The organism is Amycolatopsis sp. cmx-8-4 (assembly GCF_046548675.1).
Lineage (GTDB): Bacteria > Actinomycetota > Actinomycetes > Mycobacteriales > Pseudonocardiaceae > Amycolatopsis.
Genome location: NZ_JAEBDZ010000020.1, coordinates 53,510 through 77,325, shown reverse-complemented (window position 1 = coordinate 77,325; position 23,816 = coordinate 53,510). Strand labels below are relative to the sequence as shown.

At 72.5% G+C, this 23,816-nt stretch carries 27 protein-coding genes; 13 read left to right on the top strand and 14 right to left on the bottom strand.

Going from position 1 to position 23,816, the window contains the following annotated elements; genetic code table 11:
* The first annotated feature begins 18 nt into the window (after positions 1-18).
* From ACLJQZ_RS33870 to ACLJQZ_RS33855, 4 genes are read left to right on the top strand one after another with little or no spacing between them, the layout of a single operon-like run.
* On the top strand, positions 19-741 hold the full coding sequence (locus ACLJQZ_RS33870; protein ID WP_410623927.1) for a hypothetical protein: 723 nt from the start codon (positions 19-21) through the stop codon (positions 739-741).
* Between the two features lie 51 nt (positions 742-792).
* Entirely contained in the window at positions 793-1,272 is a 480-nt protein-coding gene (locus ACLJQZ_RS33865; protein ID WP_410623925.1) for a MarR family winged helix-turn-helix transcriptional regulator, read from the top strand.
* 1 nt (position 1,273) lies between these two features.
* Complete coding sequence (locus ACLJQZ_RS33860) at positions 1,274-2,371, top strand: FAD-dependent oxidoreductase (protein WP_410623924.1); 1,098 nt, start codon at positions 1,274-1,276, stop codon at positions 2,369-2,371.
* Positions 2,368-3,027 (top strand): VC0807 family protein, encoded by a 660-nt coding sequence (locus ACLJQZ_RS33855; RefSeq protein ID WP_410623922.1) that lies wholly within the window; start codon positions 2,368-2,370, stop codon positions 3,025-3,027. The genes ACLJQZ_RS33860 and ACLJQZ_RS33855 overlap by 4 nt, the downstream gene beginning before the upstream one ends.
* Before the next feature lie 21 nt (positions 3,028-3,048).
* Here ACLJQZ_RS33855 and ACLJQZ_RS33850 read toward each other — a convergent pair whose 3' ends face one another.
* On the bottom strand, positions 3,049-3,408 hold the full coding sequence (locus ACLJQZ_RS33850) for a hypothetical protein (protein ID WP_410623920.1): 360 nt from the start codon (positions 3,406-3,408) through the stop codon (positions 3,049-3,051).
* A gap of 84 nt (positions 3,409-3,492) precedes the next feature.
* On the opposite strand from ACLJQZ_RS33850, the gene ACLJQZ_RS33845 reads away from it, so the two are divergent.
* Positions 3,493-4,266 carry a maleylpyruvate isomerase family mycothiol-dependent enzyme gene (locus ACLJQZ_RS33845; RefSeq protein WP_410623918.1) on the top strand — a complete coding sequence of 258 codons (774 nt, stop codon included), beginning with the start codon at positions 3,493-3,495 and terminating at the stop codon, positions 4,264-4,266.
* 15 nt (positions 4,267-4,281) lie between these two features.
* Here the strand turns inward: ACLJQZ_RS33845 and ACLJQZ_RS33840 are convergent, their stop codons facing one another.
* Complete coding sequence (locus ACLJQZ_RS33840) at positions 4,282-5,163, bottom strand: aminoglycoside phosphotransferase family protein (RefSeq protein WP_410623916.1); 882 nt, start codon at positions 5,161-5,163, stop codon at positions 4,282-4,284.
* Positions 5,164-5,233: 70 nt separating this feature from the next.
* On the opposite strand from ACLJQZ_RS33840, the gene ACLJQZ_RS33835 reads away from it, so the two are divergent.
* Positions 5,234-5,995 (top strand): MBL fold metallo-hydrolase, encoded by a 762-nt coding sequence (locus ACLJQZ_RS33835; protein ID WP_410623914.1) that lies wholly within the window; start codon positions 5,234-5,236, stop codon positions 5,993-5,995.
* A 10-nt stretch (positions 5,996-6,005) separates the two neighbouring features.
* Here ACLJQZ_RS33835 and ACLJQZ_RS33830 read toward each other — a convergent pair whose 3' ends face one another.
* The gene (locus ACLJQZ_RS33830; RefSeq protein ID WP_410623912.1) at positions 6,006-6,569 is read right to left on the bottom strand and encodes a hypothetical protein; all 564 of its coding nucleotides are present in this window, start codon (positions 6,567-6,569) and stop codon (positions 6,006-6,008) included.
* A gap of 195 nt (positions 6,570-6,764) precedes the next feature.
* On the opposite strand from ACLJQZ_RS33830, the gene ACLJQZ_RS33825 reads away from it, so the two are divergent.
* The gene (locus ACLJQZ_RS33825) at positions 6,765-7,580 is read left to right on the top strand and encodes a hypothetical protein (protein WP_410623910.1); all 816 of its coding nucleotides are present in this window, start codon (positions 6,765-6,767) and stop codon (positions 7,578-7,580) included.
* Positions 7,581-7,592: 12 nt separating this feature from the next.
* Here ACLJQZ_RS33825 and ACLJQZ_RS33820 read toward each other — a convergent pair whose 3' ends face one another.
* From ACLJQZ_RS33820 to ACLJQZ_RS33790, 7 genes are all read right to left on the bottom strand, one after another.
* Entirely contained in the window at positions 7,593-9,437 is a 1,845-nt protein-coding gene (locus ACLJQZ_RS33820; protein WP_410624084.1) for a glycoside hydrolase family 5 protein, read from the bottom strand.
* 79 nt (positions 9,438-9,516) lie between these two features.
* A complete protein-coding gene (locus tag ACLJQZ_RS33815) occupies positions 9,517-10,251 on the bottom strand; it encodes a cupin domain-containing protein (protein WP_410623908.1) in 735 nt (244 codons plus the stop codon).
* 15 nt (positions 10,252-10,266) lie between these two features.
* Complete coding sequence (locus ACLJQZ_RS33810; RefSeq protein ID WP_410623906.1) at positions 10,267-10,830, bottom strand: TetR/AcrR family transcriptional regulator; 564 nt, start codon at positions 10,828-10,830, stop codon at positions 10,267-10,269.
* A gap of 387 nt (positions 10,831-11,217) precedes the next feature.
* Positions 11,218-11,793 (bottom strand): PadR family transcriptional regulator, encoded by a 576-nt coding sequence (locus ACLJQZ_RS33805; protein ID WP_410623904.1) that lies wholly within the window; start codon positions 11,791-11,793, stop codon positions 11,218-11,220.
* A gap of 34 nt (positions 11,794-11,827) precedes the next feature.
* On the bottom strand, positions 11,828-12,223 hold the full coding sequence (locus ACLJQZ_RS33800; RefSeq protein WP_410623903.1) for a nuclear transport factor 2 family protein: 396 nt from the start codon (positions 12,221-12,223) through the stop codon (positions 11,828-11,830).
* A gap of 51 nt (positions 12,224-12,274) precedes the next feature.
* Entirely contained in the window at positions 12,275-12,535 is a 261-nt protein-coding gene (locus ACLJQZ_RS33795) for a hypothetical protein (protein WP_410623901.1), read from the bottom strand.
* Positions 12,536-12,645: 110 nt separating this feature from the next.
* Positions 12,646-13,554: an SDR family NAD(P)-dependent oxidoreductase gene (locus tag ACLJQZ_RS33790; RefSeq protein WP_410623899.1), complete on the bottom strand. Its 909-nt coding sequence runs from the start codon at positions 13,552-13,554 to the stop codon at positions 12,646-12,648.
* Between the two features lie 134 nt (positions 13,555-13,688).
* Here ACLJQZ_RS33790 and ACLJQZ_RS33785 point away from each other — a divergent pair, with 134 nt between their 5' ends.
* Positions 13,689-14,354: a TetR/AcrR family transcriptional regulator gene (locus tag ACLJQZ_RS33785; RefSeq protein ID WP_410623897.1), complete on the top strand. Its 666-nt coding sequence runs from the start codon at positions 13,689-13,691 to the stop codon at positions 14,352-14,354.
* Here the strand turns inward: ACLJQZ_RS33785 and ACLJQZ_RS33780 are convergent.
* Positions 14,351-14,935 carry a TetR family transcriptional regulator gene (locus ACLJQZ_RS33780; RefSeq protein WP_410623895.1) on the bottom strand — a complete coding sequence of 195 codons (585 nt, stop codon included), beginning with the start codon at positions 14,933-14,935 and terminating at the stop codon, positions 14,351-14,353. The two genes, ACLJQZ_RS33785 and ACLJQZ_RS33780, sit on opposite strands and share 4 nt — an antisense overlap.
* Before the next feature lie 107 nt (positions 14,936-15,042).
* On the opposite strand from ACLJQZ_RS33780, the gene ACLJQZ_RS33775 reads away from it, so the two are divergent.
* Complete coding sequence (locus ACLJQZ_RS33775; RefSeq protein WP_410623893.1) at positions 15,043-15,939, top strand: SDR family oxidoreductase; 897 nt, start codon at positions 15,043-15,045, stop codon at positions 15,937-15,939.
* A 3-nt stretch (positions 15,940-15,942) separates the two neighbouring features.
* Here ACLJQZ_RS33775 and ACLJQZ_RS33770 read toward each other — a convergent pair whose 3' ends face one another.
* Complete coding sequence (locus ACLJQZ_RS33770; protein ID WP_326948509.1) at positions 15,943-16,668, bottom strand: helix-turn-helix transcriptional regulator; 726 nt, start codon at positions 16,666-16,668, stop codon at positions 15,943-15,945.
* A 53-nt stretch (positions 16,669-16,721) separates the two neighbouring features.
* On the opposite strand from ACLJQZ_RS33770, the gene ACLJQZ_RS33765 reads away from it, so the two are divergent.
* Positions 16,722-17,993, top strand: coding sequence for an MFS transporter (locus ACLJQZ_RS33765; RefSeq protein ID WP_410623891.1), 1,272 nt, complete (start codon positions 16,722-16,724; stop codon positions 17,991-17,993).
* Here the strand turns inward: ACLJQZ_RS33765 and ACLJQZ_RS33760 are convergent.
* Positions 17,983-18,600 (bottom strand): hypothetical protein, encoded by a 618-nt coding sequence (locus ACLJQZ_RS33760; protein WP_410623889.1) that lies wholly within the window; start codon positions 18,598-18,600, stop codon positions 17,983-17,985. The two genes, ACLJQZ_RS33765 and ACLJQZ_RS33760, sit on opposite strands and share 11 nt — an antisense overlap.
* Before the next feature lie 222 nt (positions 18,601-18,822).
* On the opposite strand from ACLJQZ_RS33760, the gene ACLJQZ_RS33755 reads away from it, so the two are divergent.
* Both ACLJQZ_RS33755 and ACLJQZ_RS33750 read left to right on the top strand, forming a co-directional pair.
* Complete coding sequence (locus tag ACLJQZ_RS33755; protein WP_410623887.1) at positions 18,823-20,466, top strand: GMC family oxidoreductase; 1,644 nt, start codon at positions 18,823-18,825, stop codon at positions 20,464-20,466.
* Between the two features lie 14 nt (positions 20,467-20,480).
* A complete protein-coding gene (locus tag ACLJQZ_RS33750) occupies positions 20,481-22,055 on the top strand; it encodes a succinic semialdehyde dehydrogenase (protein WP_410623886.1) in 1,575 nt (524 codons plus the stop codon).
* Here ACLJQZ_RS33750 and ACLJQZ_RS33745 read toward each other — a convergent pair.
* On the bottom strand, positions 22,048-22,572 hold the full coding sequence (locus ACLJQZ_RS33745; RefSeq protein ID WP_410623884.1) for a CGNR zinc finger domain-containing protein: 525 nt from the start codon (positions 22,570-22,572) through the stop codon (positions 22,048-22,050). The genes ACLJQZ_RS33750 and ACLJQZ_RS33745 overlap by 8 nt on opposite strands.
* Positions 22,573-22,644: 72 nt before the next feature.
* On the opposite strand from ACLJQZ_RS33745, the gene ACLJQZ_RS33740 reads away from it, so the two are divergent.
* Positions 22,645-23,814 (top strand): MFS transporter, encoded by a 1,170-nt coding sequence (locus ACLJQZ_RS33740; RefSeq protein ID WP_410623882.1) that lies wholly within the window; start codon positions 22,645-22,647, stop codon positions 23,812-23,814.
* The last annotated feature ends 2 nt before the right edge of the window (positions 23,815-23,816 follow it).

Genomic DNA, 23,816 nt, shown 5'->3' with positions numbered 1-23,816 from the left:
CAGTCGTAGGGTGACCGCGTGCCCGAGGACGCGAACCCATGGCCGCTCGCCCCGTCCGGCACCGCCGACTGGTTGCGGGAGAGGTGCGGCGACGGCCTGACCGGGTTCATGCCGCCGGCGATGCCCGACGCGGCCTGGGTGCTCAACGCCGTGTACGAGCACGAGCGAGGGCCGGCCGAGACGTCGTACCACGAGTACCACCAGGCGCGGCTCGCGGACGGCAGCGTCCGGCCCCGCGTCATCGGCGGCGTCGACCTCGAAGCCGGGAGCGTGGCCACCGGCGGCGGACTGGGCCGCGCCGAGCACCCCGGCGCCGGCTGGCGGCGGCTGCGCTGGGCGGAACTCGCGCAGCGCACCGGCGACCCCGTCGTCCCCGAGGGGTTGCTGCCGTCGTACCGCTGTTTCCCCTCGGCCACGAAGGACGGCAGCTGGCCGCTCGGCATCATCCCGCCTGCCGAGGGCAGCCTGGACCGCGAGACCTGGACGCGGCTGGTCGGCATCCTCACCGAACACAGTCCCGCGGGCCCGAGCACCCGTTGCCTGGCCTACTACAGCCCGCTGACGCTCGGGGTGACCGACTTCGAGCCCCTTCACGTGCGGGTGGGGACGCTCGGCGACGCCGAGAGCTTGTACGACGATTCCGGGATCGGCTTCAGCCCGTCCAACCTCTGGGCCGAGGACCGCTCATGGTGCCTGTGCACCGACTACGACCTGTGGGCCACGGATCAGGGACATCCCTGAACTTCTCACGAACCACTTGTTTGCGTGACGCAAATAGCGCACTCTGGTGTCATGCCCCACGACTACGAGGACCTCGAACAGGTCGTCTACCCGCTGGCCCGGATCGGCCAGGCGATGCGCCGCGCGCAGAACAAGGCCATCGATCCGACCCGGCAGGCGATCCTGCAGCAGGCGGCCGTCAAGCAGCAGGTGCGCCCGTCCGAGCTGGCCGCCGAGCTCGACCTGTACCCGTCGTCGATCACCCGGCAGACGCGCTCGCTGGAGGATGACGGCCTCATCGCGGTCGAGGCCGACCCGGCCGACCGGCGGTCCTGCCTGATCTCGCTCACCGAGGCGGGCTGGGACGAGGTCCGCACGCTGACCCGGATCGGGCTGGACCGGTTCGCCGACTTCATGGCCGAGTGGGACGCCGAAGACGTGCGGACGCTCGGCCGCCTGCTCACCCGGCTCGAGACCTCGGTCGACGAGGCCAAGCGCCGCACCCAGCGGCCCGGTGGCCGGCCGTGGCAGCAGCGGACCGGGGGCGAGTGACGTGCACGTGCTGATCGCCGGGGCCGGCGTCGGCGGCCTGTGCCTCGCCCAGGGACTGCGCGCGGCGGGGGTACGGGTGAGCGTCTTCGAGCGCGACCCGGACCTCGGCGAACGCGACCAGGGCTACCGGATCCACATCGACGGTCACGGCGGCGAAGCGCTGCGACGCTGCCTGCCCGGGCACCTGTACCGGCGCTACCTGGCGACGTCGTCGGTGCCGGGCGCGGGCCGGATCAGCACGCTCGGCACCGACCTGACCGTGCTCTCGACGTTCGACGTCGGCACCGGCGGCGAGCACAGTGCCGTCAACCGCCGGACCCTGCGCCAGATCCTGTTCACCGGACTCGAGCAGGACGTCCACTTCGGACACAAGGTGACCGGAGCGGACCAGGACGAGCACGGCGCGCGCGTCCGGTTCGACGACGGCCGGGAGGTCCGCGGCGACGTGCTGGTCGGCGCCGACGGCGTGCACTCCGCGGTCCGGGCGGCGGTCGCCCCCGGCAGCGCCCCGATCGACACCGGGCTGCGCTGCGTCTACGGCCGGACGCCCCTGGCCACGCTGCCGGACCTGCCCGCCCGGTTCTTCGACGGCTTCACCGCGGTGGCCGGCGGCCCGGCGACGCTGGCCCTCGCCGCGTTCCGGGCGCGCACCCCGGTCTTCCCGCCGGAGCTGACCCCGGTGGCCGACTACCTGATGTGGGCGGTCGTCGGCGCGGCGCCGCAGGAGCGGGAACCCGCTGCGCTGCACCGGTTCGCGCAGGACGTCGTCCGGGGCTGGCACCCGGAGCTGGTGCGGATCGTGCGGCACGCCGACGTTTCCGCCACGTTCCGCACGCCGATCCGGACGTCGCCACCGGTCCCCGAATGGCCGGCCGGGCGGATCACCGTGCTCGGCGACGCGATCCACGTGATGCCGCCGTCGGGCGGGGTCGGCGCGAACACGGCGTTGCGGGACGCGGCGCTGCTGGCGGCAGGGCTGGCGGGCGGTGATCCGCTGACCGCGATCGCCGCGTACGAAACGGAAATGCGGGAGTACGCCACGGCCGTGGTGCGCCGCAGCAACCAGCTCGCCGGAGTGAAAACGGGGGAGAACCGATGAAGGGGAGAATCCGCGTACTGGCGCCGTTCGCGCTGGACCTGGTGCTGCCGATCGTGGCCTACTGGCTGCTGCACACGGTGGCCGGGCTCAGCTCGTTCTGGGCGCTGGGCATCGGCGGCCTGGCCACGATGGTGAACGCGATCATCACGACCGTGCGCCGGGGCAAGCTCGACGGGTTCGGCATCCTGGTGGTCGTCGAGGTGGCGCTGTCGGTGGTCCTGCTGTTCGTCGGCGACGACCCGCGGGTGCTGCTGCTGAAGCCGGCGTTCTACGTCGGCGTGGCCGGGGTGTACGCGCTGGGCAGCCTGTTCGTGGGCCGCCCGCTGGTGTTCGAGGCCGGAAAGCCGTTCGCTACCCGGGGCGACCCGCGAACGGTCGAGGCCTACGACCGCAGCTGGGCGGTGTCCGAGCCCTTCCGCACGGCGATCCGCTCGGTGACGCTGGTGTGGGGCGCAGGCTTCCTGGTGGACGCGGTGCTGCGGGTGATCATCGTCTACAGCTTCTCACCGGCGGAGATCACGGACTCGCTGCTGCTGTCGCAGGTGCCGTTGATCGCGGTGCTGGTGGCGGTGATCGCCTACACCCGGCTGCGGATGCGCAAGGTCCGCCCGATCCTGCTGGCCGAACGCGACCGCCTGCCGGCCGAGCGGCACTGACCGGCCTCCCCGGAATCACAGCTAGCGCAGCCACCGCAGCGCGGCGTCGACGCAGTCCTCGGGGGTGCTGTCGAAGGCGATGGCCGCACCGGGAGCGTGCAGCCGGACCAGGTTGATCACCTTCTCGAAGAACCCGAGCAACGGTTCGTGGGTGCGGATGCCGCCCCCGATCACCACGCAGCCGTAGTCTGCGCCGGTCAGAGCGGTCACCAGCGTTTCTTCGGCGTTGCCGCCAAGCGTCAGCAAGCACCAGTCGGCCTCGACGCCGTGCTCGACGAAGCGCGCCCGGCCGCGGGCGATCGCCGCCTGGACCGGCGCCGGGTCCCAGCCGTCGAGCTTGGCCGGATCGAGACCGACCACCAGCACACGTCCCGTTGTCACGCGTCCTCCTCGGGCGAGCGGCGCTTCCTCACCGGAAACGGTGATCAGTGGAACACACACGTCCCTCCGGGAGTTGAGCGTGGCATGAGTCAACTCGTGGACCGCACCATCGCCGCCCTCCGCTCCGAGCACGACACGCTCGCCGGCCTCGTCGGCGGCCTCACCGACGACCAGCTCGCCACCACCAGCGGTGCGTCCGAGTGGACCGTCGCCCAGGCGCTGTCCCACCTCGGCAGCGGCGCGGAGATCGGCCGCGCGCCCATCGCCCGCGCCGCCGGGGAGACCGTGGCGGCCGAAGACAACCAGACGATCTGGGCCCGCTGGGACGCGTCCGCGCCGCGAGCGCAGGCCGAAGGCTTCCTGGAGCACAACGCCCGCTGGCTCGACACGGTCGAGGCGCTCACGCCCGAGCAGCGCTCGTCGCTGACCGTCGACCTCGGCTTCCTGCCGGAGCCGGCCCCGCTGCTGACCGCGCTGGGCATGCGGTTCAACGAGGTGGCCAACCACTCGTGGGACGTGCGCGTGGCCTTCGAGCCGGACACCGGCGTGGACCCCGGCTCGGCCGAGGTGCTCGTCGAGCTCCTGTCCGGGCCCGTGGGCTTCCTGCTGGGCTTCCTCGCCAAGCCGGCCGAGCTTGCGGACCCGGTGTCGGTCGCGGTCCCCGGCGGCGCGCTGGTGATCGACGACGCCGTCACCCTGGTGGATCACCTGGAGGCGCCGACCGCGACGTTCGACGGGCCGGCGGAGGCGTTCGTCCGGCTGATCAACGGCCGGCTCAAGGCGCCCTACGACAAGGGCGTCACCGTCGAGGGCGGCGTCACGCTCGACGACCTGCGCCGCGTGTTCCCCGGCTTCTGACCGAACCGGCCCGGCTCACCGGGCCAAGGCGAGCAGCTCGTCGATCACCGGCTCCGGGCCGTCGTGGGTGAGGTGCGCGATCGCGAACATCGGCGCGACCACGCGGCTCCAGGCGTAGAGCCGGTCGCCGTCGAGCCCGCACGCGGCCGCCACCCGCCGGCACCGGGTCTCGACCCCTTCGAGCCCGGCGCCGGCGATCACGTAGTCCACGGCGTCGAAGCACGGATCGCCGAGGCACGCTTTCGGGTCGATCGCGACCAGACCCCGCGACGGGCTGCCGTCCAGGGCGTTGCCTAGGTGCAGGTCGCCGTGCAGCAACACGACGGTGTCCTGCGTGTCCAGCAGGTCCCCGCAGCGCCGGATCGCGCGGTGCCAGGTGGCCTGGCCGATCCGGGCGCCGATCGCCGGGTCGGCCGGTTTCCGGCCGATCCGGTCGAAGGACTCGTCGAACCGGCCGCGCAGGTCCCACGGCCAATGCGCGGGCGGGGCCACGGCGTGCAGCGCGGCGAGCAACTCGCCCCACAACCGGGGCAGTGCCGTCCGCGGCAGGTCTTCGGCCTCGGTGCCGGGCCGGATCTCCGCCAGCACCATGGCCCCGGCCCGCGGGTCGGTGGCCAGCACGGCCGGCACCCGGCCCGAGGCCGCGAACACGCGCAGCATCTCCGCCTGCTTGGTCAGCAGCGTCCGATCCGGACTGAGCTTGAGCACCGCGGGTGTCCCGTCCGGCCGGCGGCAGCGCAGGACGACGGACGCGGCCCCGCTCGCGAACACCGCACCGAGCCCGAGGCCCCACCGGGCGGCCGGCCGGGCCGCGAGGGCGGGGACGCCGGCGAGCCACCCCGCGGCCCCGGGACCGAACCGGTCCACCAGCCGCACGCGCATGTCGTCCAGGTCCACCCCGGCAGTTTGCCACCGCCGGAGGGTGTCGTTTCTCGCGCCGGCCGGGGACATCTGGCAAAGTGGCCCGATGCTGAAGCAGGTGGCCGACGGGGTCTGGGTCCGGCAGAGCGAGTGGGTCTGGAGCAATGCCGTCGTCGTGCGCGGGGAGACCGGGCTGGTCCTGGTCGATCCGGGCATCGACGGTGCCGACCTGAACCAGCTCGCCGACGACGTGGACGCGCTCGGTGTGCCGGTGGTCGCCGGGTTCTCGACCCACCCCCACTGGGACCACCTGCTCTGGCATTCCCGCTTCGGCGACGTCCCGCGCTACGCCACCGCCGCCGGCGCCCAGGTCGCGGGTGAAGCCCGCGAGCGGGCGCAGAAGATGGCGGAGGAGAGCGCGTCGGGCATCCCGCTCGAGCTGATCGGGCTCCTCACCCCGCTGGCCGCGGACGGCGGACCGGTGCCGGGTGAGATCCTCGAGCACCAGGCCCACACCATCGGCCACGCCGCGATCCTGCTCGCGGACCGCGGCGTCCTGCTCGCCGGAGACATGCTTTCCGACGTCCTGATCCCGCTGCTCGACCCCCGCCGCCCCGACCAGCTGAGCGCCTACGAGGCGGCCCTCGACCGGCTGGCCGAGGCGTCCCGGCGGGTGGACGTCGTGGTCCCCGGGCACGGCGCCGTCGCCGAGGGCGCCGAGGTGGCGGGCCGCCTCGCCGCCGACCGCGCCTACATCGAAGCCCTGCGGCGAGAAGAAGAACCGGTCGACGCGCGCCTCGAACAGCACGACTGGCTTTCCGCTCCGCACCAGATGAACCGGAAGCAGGCCGGCCACACCTCCGGCTGACGGACGTTTCCTAGTTCGCGCCGAACCGGTGTGCGCCAGCCGCGGACGCCATGAGGGTCATCGGCCAGCGGACGTCGCCGGACTCGTCCCCGGTTCGACGGCGCAGCACGGTGTCCAGCTGCTCACCGGTGAGGCGGCCGCCGGTGGCGACGCACTGGCGCACCAAGGAACGCGTCTCCTCGTCCGCCGAGGCGTGTTCGGGCTCCCACAGCTTCAGCGCGTGCACAGCCGCGCGGCGTGACAGATCCGGCGTCGCCGCGTACCAGTGGCCGGTCTTGCCCGGCGGCGGATCGGTGGGCACTCGGCGGCCGAGCCGTTTCTGCTTCACGCGCGAGTCCGCGTAGGCGGCACCGGCGCTACGCCACTGCGCCCGGCCGGCTTCCAGCGCCGCCAACGCGTCCAGGAGGGCTCGCTCGTGCCGCTGGTACGGGCCGGCGAGCTCGGCGAGGAAGCTCAACGTCGCCCGGTGACCGATCGGGTGGTAGAGGCGCACGCACGAACACAGTGCCGCGACGCGCTGACCGTGGGCCAGCCGGCCGTCCCGCACTCTGCGTGCTCGCTCGCCGAACCCCATTCCGGCAGCCTACCGAGCGGCACCTACCGGATTACGCCCATTGGGGCCGGCCAGGCGTTACAGAAAGACGCATTCAAGAATTGCAATCACTGAATCTAGTGAATTCGCGGCGTTTGCGGTCACGGACGGCTGGCGGCGACGTACGGTTGTTGTTTCCGCACCTCTGTTCCGGGCCGTCGAGCACGGACGGACGGTGTGCGTTCCGGGCTCTACCAATCCAAGGCGGCGAGCTACGGCATGCAGGCGGACAGCCCGCTCGACTGGGACCTGTCCGAGTGGCAGGGGGCGACGATCATTCGCCCGTCCGGGGTATTGGACGTCGGCACGTACGGAGTGCTGCGGGACGCGCTGCTCAAGTGCGCGGCCGACCAGCCTCGGGCGGTGATCGTCGACCTCGAAGCGCTCGTGATCACCAAGGATCAGCTGACCAGTGTCTTCGTCGCCGTGTGGCTGCGGATCTCGCAGTGGTCGACGGTGGCGCTGGTGGTCGTCCCGGGCTCGGCGCACGCGGCCCTGGCGCGGTACGGCCCGATGCGGCGTTTCGTGACGGTCCGGCCCACGGTGCTCGACGCCCTGGCCGGGCTGGGTGACCCGCCGCCGCGTCGCCGCACGGAACTGTGGTTGCCGTCCTCGCCGCGCAGTGTGGCCGCGGCGGCGCCGTTCGTCACCGACACCTGCGGCAATTGGGACATCGATTCGCTGGGGGAGCCGGCGGTCAGGGTCGCGGGTGAGCTCGTGGCGAACGCCGCCGAACACGCGCGTTCGCCGGCGCGGTTGCGGTTGGAGCTGCGGCTGGGCCGGCTCACCGTCGCGGTCGCCGACGACGACGTGCGTCCGGTGTCGCTGCCCCAGGTCGGCAAGAGGTCGCCGGAGCCGCGTAGCGGGCTTCCGCTCGTCGCGCACCTCGCGCACGCCGCGGGCTGGTCGCCGCGGCAGTCCGGCGGGAAGATCGTCTGGGCCGTCCTCCGGCCGCCGCACGCGCAGCCGGTACCGGTGCTCGACGGCGACTGAGCCGGCCCCGGTTCAGGAGCGGCAGAGCAGCGCGTCCGGCGTCCGGTTCGAGCCGACGCGGCCGGTGTAGGCCACCCCGGCGACGTACTCGCCCGGGGCGCACTGGCCCTTGTAGCTGCCCGAGGCGAAGTCGCCCCCGAGGTCGCCGGAGGGGCGGTTGTCGCCGCGGTCGAACCAGACCGTGCGGCCGCTGCGGCCCAGCGGGGTCGCCGACTTGCCGCACAGCACGGCCGAGACCGCCGCGCCCGTCACGCTGTAGCCGACCACCGCGTGGTCGGCCGGGCACTGCAGCTTGGTGTAGCCGGACGCCCAGTCCGTGTCCACAAAGGACTCGTCGCGGACGGCCGCGTACCCGGACGGCACAGGGAGCGTGCCCGTGCACAGGCCGCGGTTGCCGGTGTGGGCGAGACCGGTGAGGCGCTGGCCGTCGGGGCAGACGCCCTTGCGGGCGCCGGGATTCCAGTCCGGCAGCGTGCGGACCGCGCGGGACTCCTGGAAGTCGCCGTAGTCCAGGTCGAGCATCGACCAGTGGTCGGCCTGCGGGATCGGGCCGGTGCGCGACGGCGCGGTCACCAGCCGCTGCCACGCCGGGCCGCGCCAGTCCCGGCCGTCGAGCACGTCGATGCGGTTCCCGGCGCTGTCCCACGCGAGCAGCGACCAGCCGTCGCCGGTGCCACCGGTCTGGAACCCGACCGCGGGCCAGTAGGCGAAGTCCGTGTCGGTCTCGGCGAGGTAGTTCACGAAGGTCTCGAAGAACGCGCGGGACGCCGGGTCGGTGGTGTTGCGGCCCTCGCCGAACTCGCTGATCCACAGCGGCGCGGTGTAGTGCTTGCCGGTGTCCTGCTCGACGAAGAACGCCTGCCGGTACAGGGTGTCGCGCAGTTCCTGGGGCGACAGGTCGCGGTAGCGCGGGTCGTGGGTTTCGCCGATGCCGGTCGCGCCGGAGTGGTTCGGCCCGGTGTAGCCGTAGAAGTGCGCGGAATAGACCAGCTTCCCGGAGTCCACGAGCGTGTGCGACAGCGTCCGGGCGGGTTCGAGGGTGGGCCGGCCGTGCGCGAAGCCGTCGATCGGCAGGCCGGTCCAGTTGATGCCCTCGACGATCATCAGCAGGTCCGGGTTCGCCTCGGTCAGGATGCGGTCGGCGACCTGCTGGCTCGCGCGCTGCCAGTCCTTGTCGTTGCCCCAGCCCCAGTTGGGGTCGTCGAAGGTGTTGCGGCGGACCTCGTTGTACAGGTCGGCGCCGGCCACCCGCTTGTTCGCGGCGTAGCGCCGCGCCATGAACAGCCAGTCGTCCTGCCACTGCTGCTCGGTCTGCGCGGTGTTCCAGCGCTCGTTGCCGTCGAGACCGCAGCACCAGCGCGAGGTCGTGGTGTGGTTGTTGAGGATCACGGCGAACCCGCGCGCGGTCAGCCGCTCGACGACGCGGTCGTAGACCTGCAGCGGCGTCTTGCCGCGCAGGTCCGGGTTGGCCGGCAGGTCGGGCACCGGCGTCGCGTCGTGGATCATCGCGTTGGAGAACTGCAGCCGCACGCTGTTGAGGCCCAGTTGCGCGAGCCCGTCGATGACGGTGTCGATCGACGCGCGGTCCAGCCCGAGCGGCGTCTGGTAGGCGATCTCGCCGGCGTGGTGGTTGGCCGGATCGTTGATGTCACCCGACCCGGTCCACGTGCCGCTCGCGCCGTGCCAGTTGGCGGCCTTCAGCTTGAACCGGTTGCCCGCGGCGTCGACGATGTAGCGGCCGCGGGTGCTGAGCGGGCCGGCCCAGGGCGCCGGATCCGCGTGGGCGGGATCCGCCGCCAGTGCGGAGATCGGGGCGGCGACGCCGGTGGCCAGCAACGCGGTGAGCAGCGCACTCATGATCCTCACGCGCGGAGGCTAACGGGTGTTTCGCCCGGTTGTATACCGGCAGCCGGGTGCGGGCCCGCCGTTCGTCGGGTCAGCTCCCGAGCGGGGTCAGGCTGGGGGTTTCGCCCGGACCGACGGGGAAGCAGGCCAGGAACGTGACGCCGTCCTCCTGCGCGTCGAAGCGCGCGATGCGGGCCGCTTCGGGCTCGTAGAAGACGTCTCCGGGCGTGAGCACCGATTCCGGCTCGCCGTCGATCTGGTAGACGGCCGAACCGGTTTCGATGCTGCCGAAGACGGGTCCATTGTGGACGTGCAGCCCGGTGCCGAAGTCCGGCGCGATGGTGATGCGGCGCAGCTCGACGTAGTCGACCACGCGCGGTTGGGGGAGCCGCTGCTCCAGCACCAGCGTGCGCGTGACGGGCTCGGCGGGCGCCGTCTCGGGTTCGGCGGCGCTCACCGGCTCGGCGAACTCCGCCGTGGTCCCGTCTTCGGGCAGCTCTTCGATGGCCAGGTGCGTCATCGACGTCGTGTCGGTGGCACCGTGCCAGTGCCACTCGCCAGGCGCGACGCGGACGGTGTCGCCCGGCCGGATCAGCTGGGCCGGGCCGCCCCGGCGCTGGACGTAGCCGGTGCCCTCGGTGACGACGAGCACCTGGCCGAGCGGGTGCCGGTGCCAGCGCGTGCGCGCGCCGGGGGCGAACTGCACGCGGTCGACCTGGGTGCGCGACGGGCCTTCGGGGACGGCGAGCGAGGTGACCCACGCGCTGCCGGTGATCACCTCGGCGGGCGCGGCGGTGGTGGCGGACGGAACGTGACGGACGTGCACGGGAACTCCCCAGGTTCAGCGGGTGTGGGCGGCGAGCAGCGAGAGCACACCGGAAACGGCTTGGTCGAACGGTTCGGGCGCTGCGGCGGCGCGAGCCAGCACGTACCCGCCCTGCAGCACGGCGACGATCGTGGCGGCGAGCGCGGCGGTGTCCAGCTCGGCAGGCAGTTCTTTCGCGGCCCGGCCTTCGTCGAGAACCGCGGCGAGTTTGGCCCGCAGGAGAGTCAGGGTTTCGTCGACCGGAGCCCGCAACTGCGGGTCGGCCACGATGTCGGGATCCTGCGTGAGCCGGCCGATGGGACAGCCCCGCAGCACTTCGCGCTCACGGCGCAGGTACGCGGTGACCCGTTCGACGGCGGTCCCGGGCCCGCGCAGCTGCGCGTCGGCCGCGGCCAGCAGCTTGTCGGCACTGCGCCGCACGGCGGCCAGCGCCAGCTCCCGCTTGCCGGCGAAGTGGTGGTACATGCTGCCCTGCCCGGCACCCGCGCGCTGCTGGATGGCCTTGGGGCTCGTACCCACGTAACCGCGTTCCCACAACAGTTCCCGGGTGCTGTCGATCAGCTGGTCTCTCGTCCCCATGGGGCCGAACTGTACATACTAGTAGGTACAGAATCAACACCGTAGCCTCGCGCCGGATCCGCCGTTGTCGTGTTGGCCACTCCGGTCACTGTGTTGGCTGGTGGCGGCAGGACCGTCGGCTGTGAACAGCCACCTCGGCGATGGGAAGGGGTCAACTCGGTTGCCGGAGCGGCCAACACGCGGTCCGGAGTGGCCAACACGGTGACTGGAGCGGCCAACACGCGGTCCGGAGTGGCCAACACGGTGACTGGAGCGGCCAATTCAGGTACCGGAGTGGCCAACTCGGTGGCCGGAGTGGCCAACACGGCGACTGGAGCGGCCAACACAGTGACCGGAAGGGTCGACATGGCGGCCGGAAGGGCCGGAGCGAGCGACACCGCCGTGCGGTCAGGGTTTTGTCGGTTGCGGCACCTGCGCGCGGAGGTCGAGGGTCCGGAGAGCCTGCCGGCACCAGCGGAGGTTCTCCCGTTCGAACGACAGGCCGCGCATCAGCGTGAGGTACGGCCCGATCCGGTCGGCTTCCACGAGGTAGTCGTCTTCGAAGCGGCCGTCCAGCAGGCGCGCGCGGAGCTTCTCGTAGCGGGCGATCTTCGCCTCCGCCGCCGTCGCCCGCTCCTCGAGTGCGGTCCGGACGGCCGGTTCGTCGCCCGCGTCGACCGCCTGGACCTGCACCATCAGCTCGTCGCGGATCGTGCCGGGGCGGGGTGGGCCGGCCGTGAACGCGTGCAACGCTTCCAGGCCGGCTTCGGTCAGCGAGAACAGCCGCTTGTCGGGCCGCCGTTCCTGGTGGACGACCCGGGCGCGCACCAGGCCGCCGGCCGCCATCCGGTCCAGCTCGCGGTAGAGCTGCTGCGGGGTGGCCATCCAGAAGTTCGCCACGGACGCGTCGAACACCTTCGCGAGGTCGTAGCCCGACGCCTCCCCTTCGAGCAGCGCGGCCATCAGCGCGTTCCGCAGTGCCACCGGGTTCCCTTCCGTGACCTGGTCAACGAATTGACTAGGCGCCGACGGCCTCGCGCTGGATCTGCTCGAACTGCACGGCCATCGCGGCCGAGAGCGCCTGGGCGGCCGACAGCGGGCGCACCATCACCGTGAACTCGTCGATCAGGCCGTTCTCGTCCAGGTGCAGGAAGTCGCAGCCTTCGACCGCGGTGTCCCCGATCCGGGCCTCGAAGACGAGCGCGTGGTCCCGGCCCTCGCCGCCGTCGAGCTCCCGGACGTACCGGAAGTCCTCGAACACCCGGAGCACGCCGCGCAGGATCGCGGCGGTGATCGCCTTGCCCGGGTACGGCCGGAACGCCACCGGGCTCCGGAACACCACCTCCGGCGCCAGCGCGGCCGCCATGGCCTCGGGATCACGTGCCTCGACGGCCTTCCGGAAGCTGCTGCTCACATCGCACCTCGGGTAGTCAAAAAGTTGAGTACCCGACCAGCTTAGGGAGTGCTACTCCGGCATGGTCACCGGGTCGCGTTCGGACTCGGTCGTCCACAGCCAGGCGTCGTGCAGCGCGGCGATGAGCCGCTCGTCGTCCTCTTCGCTGGGCTCGTCGCCGACCGGCAGCCAGGTCTCCTCGGCCGGCGCGCCGTCCAGCTCGCGCCGGAGCACGATCCCGGAGTACTCGAACTCCGCGTCCGGGTCCGGATCGACACTGACATGACGTGGCTGAGCGGCCACATCGACCCGCCGAGCTCGACGTTCGGTCATCGGCACCCCAGCCTTCCCGCGCGATACTGGACAGTCGCTGCGGCAGCGGGACTCGTTACAGCCGTGAGGGTAGAAATACCCTCGTGCGAGATGAATTCACCGGGTAGGGGTCACCCGACCGGATACTCGACGGCCGTGAGCTCCTCCGAAACCTGCCACAGACGCCGCTGAAGCGCCAGGTCGTGGGACTGCGGGCTGGAGGCGACGACCTCCGGGTTGCCGCGGTAGCCGCCCAGTCCGTCGGGGCCGTAGTACTGGCCGCCGAGGGCGCCGGGGTCGGTGGCGGCACGCAGGATCGGCAGCGAGCCCCGCGCCGAGTCCTGGGTGAACAGGGGCGCGACCGCGGCGAAGACCCCGCGGAGGGCGGCGGGGGAGTTGCGCATCAGCTCGGTGCGGGCCACGCCGGGGTGGGCGGCGAGGGCCACCGTGGTGCCGTGCGGCGCGAGCCGGCGCTGCAGCTCGTACCCGAACAGCAGGTTGGCGAGCTTGGACTGGCCGTAGGCCGCGACGCGGTCGTAGGAGTTCTCCCACTGCAGGTCGTCGAAGTGGATCGCGGCGCGAAGGCGGTGGGCGATGCTGGCGACCGCCACGACCCGCGAACCGGGCACCGGCAGCAGGAGGTCCAGCAGCAGGCCGGTGAGCGCGAAGTGCCCGAGGTGGTTGGTGCCGAACTGCAGCTCGAACCCTTCGCGGGTGGTCTGCCGCGGCGGGTACATGACGCCGGCGTTGTTGATCAGCAGGTCGATCTTCGGCAACGCCGTGTGCAGCTCGGCCGCGGCGGTGCGGACGGACTCCAGCGACGCCAGGTCCAGCTCCTGCACGGTGACGTCGGCTCCGGCGCCGAAGCGGGCCGCCGCCTGCTTGCCCTTTTCGACGTCGCGGACGGCCAGCACCACCGACGCGCCGCGCTCGGCGAGCACCTGGGCGGTCTCGAAGCCGAGGCCGGTGTTGGCGCCGGTCACGACGGCCACGCGGCCCGTCTGGTCCGGGACGTCGCGGGCGGTCCAGTGTTCGGCCATGTCGGTCGCTCCTTCGGGGATCGGCCCTTGCGGACCGGCGGTCTGTTATGCCGTCGACGTTAAAGAACCGTCGGTCTATTGTCAAGAGACTGCCGGTCTTTAACTCCGGGTGCAAGACGGTTACCCTGTGTCGCATGACGTTCCAGCGGGCGCGCAGCGCGGAGCAGCGGGAGGAGCGGCGCCGCAAGATCCTCGACACGGCGCTGGTGATGCTCGGCGAGATGCCGGTGGCCGAGGTGAGCCTCAACGAGCTCAGCCGCCGGGTCGGGCTGGCCAAGTCGAACGTGCTGCGCTACTTCGAATCCCGCGAGGCCGTGCTGTTCGAGCTGCTGGACCAGGCGCTGGGGGACTGGCTGCCCGACGTGGCGGCCGAGCTGGCCGGCGGCGTCGATCCCGGCCTGTCCGTGCGGGAGCGCGGCGACCGGCTGGCGGCGATCGTGGCGAGCTCGCTGGCCGGGCGCACCGTGCTGTGCGACCTCATCAGCGCGCAGGCCGGGGTCCTGGAGCACAACGTCTCCGTCGACGTCGTCGTGCGCTACAAGCGATCCGCGCTCGCCAGTCTCGACGCCATGGTCGAGCTCTTCGACCGGCACGTGCCGGAGGTCGGGGCCGCGGCGAAGCAGGTGTGCCTGCTGGCCATGATCCTGGCCGGGGGCCTCTCGACGCACTGCCGGCCCTCGGTCAGCACGCTCGCCGCGTACGCGACCGACCCTGCGCTCGCCGAGCTCCGGATCGATCTGGCCGCCTCGCTGGAAAGCGGCCTCGCCCTGCTGATCTCGGGGGCCGTGGCGCGGGGTTAGCCCGCCGGCGTGGGGCTCGCGCTGGTCAGGGCGCGCAGCTCGGCCAAGACGTCGTCGGCGATGTCGGCCAGCGACCGGTCCTCGCCGTCGCGGATCCACTGCGTGAACGCGATCCCGAACACCGCGGTGACCGACTGCCCGGCCAGTGAGGCCGCCGGATCGGCGACGCCCCGCGCGCGGAAGGCGTCGGCGAGCGTGGTGGCGAGGACGGCCATCTTGTGCAGTTCCCGTTCCTGCAGCGCGGGATTCCGGTCGATGACGGACTGGCGGGTGCGGGAGTACGGGCGGCGCTCGTCCGGGAAGAAAGCCGACGCGGACCGCAGCGCGCCGGCGACGACCTCGATCGGCGACGCGTCCGGTGGCGCGGCGTCCATGCCGGTGAGGAACGCCTGCGCGAACAGCTCCTGCCCGTGGAAGAGGGCCTCGCGCTTGTCGCTGAAGTGGCGGAAGAACGTGCGCTCGGTCAGGCCGACGGACTGGGCGATCTCCGCCGCCGTCGTCTCTTCGAACCCACGGGTGGCGAACAGCTCGAGCGCGGCCCGCTGCAGCCGCTCCGGGGTTCCCGGTTCCCAACGCACCATGCCGTCGAGTCTAGGTGATGACAGCGACTGACTTCGGGAGTACGTTGATGTCAGTCACCGACGTCAGTCGCTGACATCGAGTTGAACCACAGAGGGAGCTACACCTCATGCGCGTTTTCGTCACCGGAGCCTCCGGCTGGATCGGCTCCGCCGTCGTCGACGAACTGCTCGCCACCGGCCACGAGGTCACCGGGCTCGCCCGGTCCGACGCCTCCGCCGCGACGCTCGAAGCCAAGGGCGTCCGGGTCCGCCGCGGCGACCTCGACGACCTCGACGGCATCCGGGCCGGCGCCGAGGCCGCCGAAGCCGTCATCCACCTGGCCAACAAGCACGACTTCGCGAACCCGGCCGTGTCGAGCGCGGCCGAACGGGGCGCCGTCCAGACCATCGGCGACGCGCTCACCGGCACCGGCCGCCCGTTCCTGCTGGCGTCGGGGATCGCCGCGCTCACCCAGGGCCGGCCCGCGACCGAGGCCGACGCGTCCCCGTTCCACGGCCTGGAAAGCCCGCGCGGCGGCAGTGAGAACCTCGCGCTCGAGTTCGCCGGCCGCGGCGTGCACCCGGTGAGCCTGCGGTTCTCGCCGACCGTCCACGGCACCGCCGACCACGGGTTCATCGCGGTCCTCACCGCGATCGCCCGCGAGAAGGGCGTTTCCGGCTATCCCGGCGACGGGACCAACCGCTGGGCCGCCGTGCACGTGACCGACGCCGCCCGGATGACCGTCCTCGGCCTGGAGAAGGCGCCCGCGGGCAGCCGCCTGCACGCCGTCGCCGAGGAAGGCGTGCCGACGCGCGAGATCGCGGAGGCCATCGGCCGCGCGTACGACCTGCCCGTCGCCTCCATCGCGGCCGACGACGTCCAGGACCACTACGGCTGGATCGGCGGCTTCTTCGCCATGGACCTCGCCGCGACCAGCACGCAGACGCGCGAGCTGCTCGGCTGGACGCCCACCGGGCCGACGCTCGTCGAGGACCTCGACGCGGGCGCGTACGGCACCAAGTAGCCGCTAACCGCCGGCGGCCGCGGCGCGGTAGGTGCCGGGGGTCTGGCCCATGGTCCGGGTGAAGGTGTCGACGAAGGCGCTGGTGGTGGCCCAGCCGCAGCGGTGCGCGGTCTCCGTGACGGTGCTTCCCGCGGTGAGCTCGAGCATGGCCTGGAAGACCCGGGTGGTGGTGCGCCACTGGGGGTACGTCGTGCCGAACTCGCCGCGGAAGAGCCGCGCGAGGTGACGGTCACTGGCGCCGACCTGACGGGCGAGCCAGGTGATGGTCCGCGGGCTCCCGAGGTCGTCGGTCACCAGCCGGCAGGCGTGGGCCAGCCGGGGGTCGCGGGCGCGGGGGAGCGTCAGCGGCGCGACGTGGGCGCGGCGGACGCGGTCGTGGATCACGGCCCGCAGCCGGCGTGCCTCGCCCGGCGCCAGGCCGGGCTCGGTGGCGGCGATCAGCAGTTCGCGCAGGAGCCCGGAAACGGCGATGACGGTGGGCGAGTCGCCGGGGAGCAGCGCTTCCTGCGTCGCGAAGGCGAGGGTGTGGACCTCGGCGTGCCCGTGGACGCGGTGCTCGTGCCAGGTGCGGGCGGGAATCCAGGCGGCGCGGTGGGCGCCGGCGGCCCACGTGCCATGGTCGGTGTGGACGGCGAGGACCCCGCTGCTCACGTAGATGAGCTGGTGCTCCTCGTGCCGGTGCCGGGTGATGACCTCACCCGGGTGGTGCCGATGGCGGGTTTGCGACACGAGGTGGCAGTTTATCGGAAGTCTGCCGGGTGGATGCCGACCATCGTGGAGGGATGACCCCTGTCGCGCCGCCCCGGTTCCGGGACCGCCTGCGCCGCGTCGTCGCGGACACCCGGCCGCTGGCCGTCCCCGCGTTCCGGCGGACGTTCCTCGGGCAGAGCACCGCCGTCATCGGCATGACCGTCACCGCGGTCGCCGTCCCGGTGCAGCTGTACGCGCTGACGCGGTCGTCGCTGGTCGTCGGGCTCGGCGGCCTGGTCGGGTTCGTCCCGATCGTCGTGTTCGGCCTCTACGGCGGCGCGGTCGCCGACGCCGTCGACCGGCGGAAGCTGTACCTGCTGACGTCGCTCGTCACGTGGGTCGTGACGCTCGCGCTGCTGGCCCAAAGCGTCCTGGAGGTGCGGTCACCGGCGCTGATCCTGTCGCTGGTCGCCGTCCAGTCGGGCGGGTTCGCCGTCTCCGCGTCCGTCCGCAGCGCGATGGTGCCGCTGCTGGTACCCGGCGAGTACATCCCCGCGGCCAACGCCCTGAACTACACGGCCGGCAGTGTCGGTCAGGTGGTGGGCCCGCTCGTCGCGGGTGTCCTCATCGGACTGCCGGGCGGCTTCGGCTGGGCCTACGGCGCCGACGCCGTGCTGTTCGCGGCGGCGCTGTACGCGGCGATCCGGTTGCCGTCCTTCCCGTCGGCGGCCCCGGCCGGGCGTCCCGGCCTGCGGTCGGTGCTCGAAGGCCTGCGGTTCCTCGGCGGGAACCCGGTCCTGCTGATGTCGTTCGCCGTCGACATCGCCGCGATGGCGCTGGCGATGCCGGAGGCGCTGTTCCCGCAGGCCGCCGCCACCCAGTTCCACGGCGGCGTGGGCCCGCTGTACTCGGCGATCGCCGTCGGCTCGATCCTGGCCGGCTCACTGAGCGGGTGGATCGGCCGGGTGCGCCGGCAAGGCGTCGCGCTGACGTGCGCCGTCGCCTGCTGGGCGGCCGCCGTCGCCGCCGCGGGGTTCGTGCACAGCCTCTGGGCCGCCGTCGCGCTGCTGGTCCTCGCCGGGGCGGCCGACCTGGTCAGCGTCGTCTACCGGCAGACGATCCTGCAGACCTACGTGCCGGACCGGATGCGCGGCCGGCTGCAGGGTGTCTACACGGTGGTGGTGTCGGGCGGCCCGCGCCTGGGCGACGTCCGGGCGGGCGCGATGGCCGCCGCGACGACGTTGACGATCGCCTGGTCGGGGGCGGCGCTGCTCTGCATCGTCGTGGTCATCGCCGGAGCGCTGAGCGTGCGGCCGTTCTGGCGCTACGACAGCCGGGACCACGCCGGGGAAGTCAGAACCTGACCTGGCCGAGGAGTGCGCCGGCGGCGGTGTGCAAGGCGTCGTCACGCAGTTCGGGCGCCTCGGAGGTCACCATCAGGGCCGCGTCCCCGCCGGTGGCCGCGAGCCCGCCGACGGCCACCGAACCCCCGACGACCTCGACCTCGCCGGGGCCGGGCTTGGTGTCCAGGAAGGCCCGCAGGTCGTCGACCGCCAGGCGGGCGTCCCGCTGGAGCTGCGGGGCGAGCAACGCCATCGCGCCCTTGGCCCGGGTGGCGACCAGCCGGACCGTGAGCGCCTGGCCGCCGACCTGGTAGCCGCACTCGAGGTACGCGCCGGTGGCCGCGTCGAGCGCGGACATCCCGTTCTGCTGCGCGGCGATCGGATCGGCCGCGGGCGTGCCGGTCTTCGACACCTCGACGTCGACGGCGTCCGGCGTGACCGGGCGATCGACCCCGGCGGTCCGCAGGGCGCCGGGCACGTCGAAGCCGACGGGGCAGGTCGCGGGCTTACCACCGGAAGCGGCTTGGCGGACCGCGTCCACGGCGACCTGGTGGTCGTCACCCGACGAGCAGCCGGCCGGCACCGTGGCCCCGGCGAGCAGGGCCAGGCAGAGCAGAGAGCGCACCATGAAGGGAAGTTAGCGCGCCGGCTCCGGTCCGCGAGGCGGAATGCGTCAACCTCACGGCGTGGTGGGCGCCCTCGTCGTGGACGTGCGCAAGCCGCGGTCCGGCCGACCGCGCCCGCCGGGGGCCCGGGGGGACATTGCGCGTCGTGGGCGAACGCTATACGGTGACGCCAGAACTAGAACAGGTTATAGTTTCTGGGTGGCGGGCCGGACCGAGGAGCGGACATGGCGAACAAGGCGCCGCGCGGCGACGAAGCCGACTACGTGGTCGTCGGGTCGGGGAGTTCGGGGGCCGCGATCGCGGGGCGGCTGGCGGCGTCGGGCGCGAGCGTGATCGTGCTCGAAGCCGGCAAGACCGACGAGAAGCTGCTGCTCAAGAAACCGGGCCTCGTCGGACCCATGCATGCCGTGCCGCAGCTCAAGAAACCCTTCGACTGGGGCTACTACTCGGTGCCGCAGAAGCACGCGCTCGACCGCCGGATGCCGGTGCCGCGGGGCAAGGTCGTCGGCGGCTCCAGCTCTATCAACGGCATGGTCTACGTCCGCGGCAACCGCGCCAACTTCGACTCCTGGGCCGCCGAGGGCAACACCGGCTGGGACGCCGACAGCGTCAACGTCGCGTACAAGCGGATGGAAGACTTCGAAGACGGCGAGAACGCGTTCCGGGGCGCGGGCGGGCCGATCCGGGTCACCCGCAACAAGAGCCCCGAAGAGGGCGCCCTGCAGTTCATCCAGGCCACCGCCGACACCGTCGGCTGCAAGATCCTCGACGACTACAACGGCGAGTCGCAGGAAGGCGTCAGCCGGATGCAGCAGAACGCCGCCGACGGCCTGCGCTACAGCGCCTCGCGCGGCTACCTCCACCACCTCGCGCCCCCGACGCTGCAGCTGCAGTCCGGGGTGCTGGCCAAGAAGGTCGTCATCGAGAACGGCCGCGCGGCCGGCGTCGAGGTCGTCGACGCCGACGGCACCCAGCGCACGATCCGCGCCGGCAAGGAGGTCATCCTCTCCGCCGGCTTCGTCGGGTCCGCGCAGCTGCTCATGCTGTCGGGCGTCGGCCACGCCGAGCACCTCCGGGAGCACGGCATCGACGTCGTCGCGGACCTGCCGGTCGGCGACAACCTGCACGACCACATGTTCCACGCGCTGACCTTCCACGTGACGTCGAGCCGCAACTCCGGCACGCCGGCGTACTTCGCGCGCGGCCTGGTCAAGGAGCTGCTCCGGCCCGGGACGACCTTCCTCGCGAACTCGGTGTTCGAGGCGGTGGCGTTCCTCAAGACGTCCCAGGCCGACGCGGTTCCCGACCTCCAGCTGCACCTGCTGCCGTGGGCGTACGTCTCGCCCAACCAGGACGCGCCGATCCGGCACGACGTCGACAAGCGCACCGCGCTCACCGTGCTCACGACGCTGATCTACCCGAAGAGCCGCGGCACGCTGCGGCTGGCGTCGGCGGATCCCACCACGGCCCCGCTGATCGACCCCCAGTACCTCGCCGACCCGGCCGACCTCGAGGTGCTGGGCGAGGGTTCGGAGCTGGCGCGCGAGATCTTCGCGTCGAAGGCGTTCAACGGCGCGGTCAAGGAAGAGATCCACCCGGGCCCGGCGCTGAAGGGCCAGGCCCTGCGCGACGCCATCCTCAACCGCGCGACGTCGGTCTACCACGGCGTCGGCACCTGCCGGATGGGCGTCGACGAGCTCGCGGTCGTCGGCCCCGACCTCAAGGTCCGCGGCGTCGAGGCGCTGCGGGTCTGCGACGCCTCGATCATGCCGTCGATCACCGGCGGCAACACGAACGCCCCCAGCATCATGATCGGCGAGATGGGCGCGCACCTCGTCCTCTCCGGCAACGTCCTCTCCGGCAACTGACGGGAAGTGCGACCATGACCCTCACCCCGCTCGGGATCACCCGGCCGGCGTCGGCGACGGACGCGTTCCTGAAGGGGCTCGTGGCCCGCGTGCCGGGCACCTCCGGCGCGACCTGGAAACTCACCGAGGTCTACACCGGCGACACGCTCGTCGAGCTGCCGCAGTCGGCGCCGGCCGACATCGAGCGGGCGTTCGCCGTCGCGCGCGAGGCGCAGCGCGAGTGGGCCGCCACCCCGCTCAAGCAGCGGCTCGCGGTGTTCAAGCGGGCGCACACGCTCTTCGTCGACCAGGCGCGGATCGTCACCGACCTCATCCAGGCCGAGAGCGGCAAGAACCGCCGGATGGCGATCGAGGAGACCTGCGACCCGGCGATGGTGATGAGCCACTACCTCCGGCGGGCCGCCAAGCTGCTGGCGCCGACCAAGCGCGGCGGGCCGGTGCCGCTGCTGACGACGTCGACCGAGATCCGGCAGCCCAAGGGCGTCGTCGGCATCATCGCGCCGTGGAACTTCCCGTTCGCCACCGGCATTTCCGACGCCGTGCCGGCGTTGATGGCCGGCAACGCGGTCGTGCTGAAGCCCGACAACAAGACGGCCCTTTCGCCGCTCTACGGCATCCAGCTGCTGGAGGAGGCCGGCCTGCCGAAGGGGCTGTTCCAGGTGGTGTGCGGCGAGGGCCCGGACGTCGGCCCGACGCTCATCGACCACGCCGACTACGTGATGTTCACCGGCTCCACGGCCACCGGCCGGGTGATCGGCGAGCGGGCCGGGCGCAACCTCATCGGCTGCTGCCTCGAGCTCGGCGGCAAGAACCCGATGATCGTGCTCGACGACGCCGACCTCGCGGAAGCCGCGCAGGGCGCGATCTTCGGCGCGTTCGGCAACACCGGCCAGATCTGCATGCACATCGAGCGGATCTACCTGCCGGAGTCGCGCTACGCCGAGTTCACCAAGGCGTTCGTGGCCAAGACGCGCGTCCTGGATGTGCGCGCGGCCTACGACTTCGGCCCCGACATGGGCTCGCTGGTGTCCGTGGACCACATGCGCCGCGTCAAGGAGCACGTCGACGACGCCGTCGCGAAGGGCGCCACTGTGCTCTGCGGCGGCAAGCCGCGGCCCGACCTCGGCCCGGCGTTCTTCGAGCCGACGATCCTCGAAGGCGTCACGAAGGACATGCTCTGCGGCGTCACCGAAACCTTCGGACCCGTTGTGGCGCTGCACAAGTACGGCACGGTCGACGAGGCGGTGGCGCTCGCGAACGACACCGACTACGGCCTCAACGCCTCGGTCTGGGGCGGTGACCTCGACGCCGCCCGGGCCGTCGCCGCGCGCCTGGAATCGGGCAACGTCAACATCAACGACATCCTCGCCACCGCGTTCGCCGCCAAGGGAACGCCGTCCGGCGGGGTGAAGAACTCCGGCGTCGGCGCCCGCCACGGCGATCAGGGCCTGCTCAAGTACACCGACGTGCAGAACCTGGCCGTGCTCAAGAAGCAGGTCATGGGGCCGAAGCCGGGCCAGGATCACGAGAAGTACGTCGAGAGCATGCTTTCCGGGCTGAAGCTGATGCGCAAGCTGCGCATCAGGTAACTTCCGCGTTCTTGCGACGCCGGTAGTTCGCCGACTTCGTCTTGGTGCCACACGTCGTCATGCCGCACCAGCGGCGGCGGCCGGCGTGGGACGCGTCGAGGAACAGGCGGCTGCAGTCGGGGTGCGCGCATTCGCGGATCCGGTCGGCGTGCGGGCCGGCGAGCAGGTCGATGGCGTCGCGGGCGAGTGAGGACAACGCCTGGTCCAGGTCGCCGCGGTACTCGACCGCCGTGCCGGTCCACTGCGGTACCAGGGGCGGCCGGGCCGCGAAGTCGTTGAGCCGGGCGCGGTCATCCGCGCGATTCGCCGTGCGGCACAAGCGGTTGACGACCTCGCGGAGGTCGGCGGTCCGGCGCAGCCCGGCGTCGTCGACGGCGGCGGGGGAGTAGCCCGCCTCGGCCAGCCAGCGCGTGACGTCCCCGGGGGCCGTGAGCAGCTCGCGGGGGTGCTCGTGGTGACGGACCTGCAGGGTCGTCGTCAGGTCCAGGCAGGGCCGGCCGCTGAGGAAGGTGAACACATCACCATATTGACCGGTGACGCGCCTCTCTGACAAGGTGGCGTCACCAGTCAAGGGGGTGACGGGGGTGTGATGTCCGGCTTGACGCGCTACTTGACGGCGGCGGTGCTGGTCCGCGGGGCCGACAGCGGCGCCACGGTCGGGCTGGTCCTGCTCGCCGCCGACCAGCACCAGCCGGCGGCGGTGGGTGGCCTGCTCGTCGCCGCGCTCAACGCGCCGCACCTGCTGGGGCCGTGGCTGGCGGCCCGGCTGGACCGGACCCGCGAACCCCGGCGGCTGCTGGCGGCGTCCTACCTGGTTTACGGCGTGGCCCTGGCCGCCGGCGCGCTGGCGCTCGGCCGGACGTCGCTGGTCGTGACGGTGCTGGTGGTGGCCGTCGCCGGGTGTTGCGGGCCGCTGCTGACCGGCGGGCTGAGCAGCGTGCTCGACGACCTCGGCCCGAACCGGCGCCGGCAGGGCTGGGACGCGTTGTCCTACGGGATCGGCGGCACCCTCGGCCCCGCGGCGACGGCCGGGCTCGCCGGCGTGACCGGCCCGGTCGACGCGCTGCTCGGGCTGGCGACCGCGGCCCTGGTCGCCGCCGGCCTGGCACTGACGTTGCCACTCGGCACCGGACGGACGCCCCGCGAAGCCCTGGGCCTGCGCGCCGGGCTCGGGATCCTGGTGACGCGCCCGCCGCTGCGCCGCGTCACGGTGCTGACGCTGCTGGGCGCGGTCGAGCTGGGGGCGCTGCCGGTGGTCGCCGTCGCGTTCGGCCGGGACCTGCACGGCACGGCCACGGCGGGGGCCGCGCTGACCGTGGCCTACGGCGCGGGCAGCCTCCTGGGATCGGCGCTGGTGACGGTGTGGCCGTTGCGCGGGGAACCCGAGGTGCAGGCGGTCCGGCTGTTCGCCGCGATGGCCGTGGCGACGGCGGTGTGCGCGCTGGCCCCGGGCTACGGCCTCGCGGTCGCGGGATTCGCCGCGCTGGGCCTGGCGAACGCGACGTCCTTCACCGCGACGCTGGCCTCCCGCAGCGCCTACGCCCCGGCGGGCGCGCAGGCACAGGTGTTCGTGACGAGCGCCGGGCTGAAGGTCGCGATGGCGGCGGTGGGCGCCGCCCTCGCCGGCACCGCGAGCGGGCTCGGCGGCCGGGCCCTGCTGCTGGGCGCGGCGGCGATCACCGGCCTGGCCGTGCTCGCGGCCCTGGTGGACCGCAAGCTCACGGCCAGGCGGCTCGTCGTCACCGGTTCGACGGACTGACG

Coding starts and splice junctions, on each gene's coding strand:
- ACLJQZ_RS33865 (WP_410623925.1), top strand. CDS start 793: ATGCCCCACGACTACGAGGACCTCGAACAGGTCGTCTACCCGCTGGCC.
- ACLJQZ_RS33830 (WP_410623912.1), bottom strand. CDS start 6,569: ATGGGGTTCGGCGAGCGAGCACGCAGAGTGCGGGACGGCCGGCTGGCC.
- ACLJQZ_RS33820 (WP_410624084.1), bottom strand. CDS start 9,437: ATGAGTGCGCTGCTCACCGCGTTGCTGGCCACCGGCGTCGCCGCCCCG.
- ACLJQZ_RS33765 (WP_410623891.1), top strand. CDS start 16,722: ATGACCCCTGTCGCGCCGCCCCGGTTCCGGGACCGCCTGCGCCGCGTC.
- ACLJQZ_RS33790 (WP_410623899.1), bottom strand. CDS start 13,554: ATGGCCGAACACTGGACCGCCCGCGACGTCCCGGACCAGACGGGCCGC.
- ACLJQZ_RS33750 (WP_410623886.1), top strand. CDS start 20,481: ATGACCCTCACCCCGCTCGGGATCACCCGGCCGGCGTCGGCGACGGAC.
- ACLJQZ_RS33780 (WP_410623895.1), bottom strand. CDS start 14,935: ATGGTGCGTTGGGAACCGGGAACCCCGGAGCGGCTGCAGCGGGCCGCG.
- ACLJQZ_RS33755 (WP_410623887.1), top strand. CDS start 18,823: ATGGCGAACAAGGCGCCGCGCGGCGACGAAGCCGACTACGTGGTCGTC.
- ACLJQZ_RS33740 (WP_410623882.1), top strand. CDS start 22,645: ATGTCCGGCTTGACGCGCTACTTGACGGCGGCGGTGCTGGTCCGCGGG.
- ACLJQZ_RS33810 (WP_410623906.1), bottom strand. CDS start 10,830: ATGGGGACGAGAGACCAGCTGATCGACAGCACCCGGGAACTGTTGTGG.
- ACLJQZ_RS33795 (WP_410623901.1), bottom strand. CDS start 12,535: ATGACCGAACGTCGAGCTCGGCGGGTCGATGTGGCCGCTCAGCCACGT.
- ACLJQZ_RS33775 (WP_410623893.1), top strand. CDS start 15,043: ATGCGCGTTTTCGTCACCGGAGCCTCCGGCTGGATCGGCTCCGCCGTC.
- ACLJQZ_RS33845 (WP_410623918.1), top strand. CDS start 3,493: ATGAGTCAACTCGTGGACCGCACCATCGCCGCCCTCCGCTCCGAGCAC.
- ACLJQZ_RS33760 (WP_410623889.1), bottom strand. CDS start 18,600: ATGGTGCGCTCTCTGCTCTGCCTGGCCCTGCTCGCCGGGGCCACGGTG.
- ACLJQZ_RS33785 (WP_410623897.1), top strand. CDS start 13,689: ATGACGTTCCAGCGGGCGCGCAGCGCGGAGCAGCGGGAGGAGCGGCGC.
- ACLJQZ_RS33835 (WP_410623914.1), top strand. CDS start 5,234: ATGCTGAAGCAGGTGGCCGACGGGGTCTGGGTCCGGCAGAGCGAGTGG.
- ACLJQZ_RS33855 (WP_410623922.1), top strand. CDS start 2,368: ATGAAGGGGAGAATCCGCGTACTGGCGCCGTTCGCGCTGGACCTGGTG.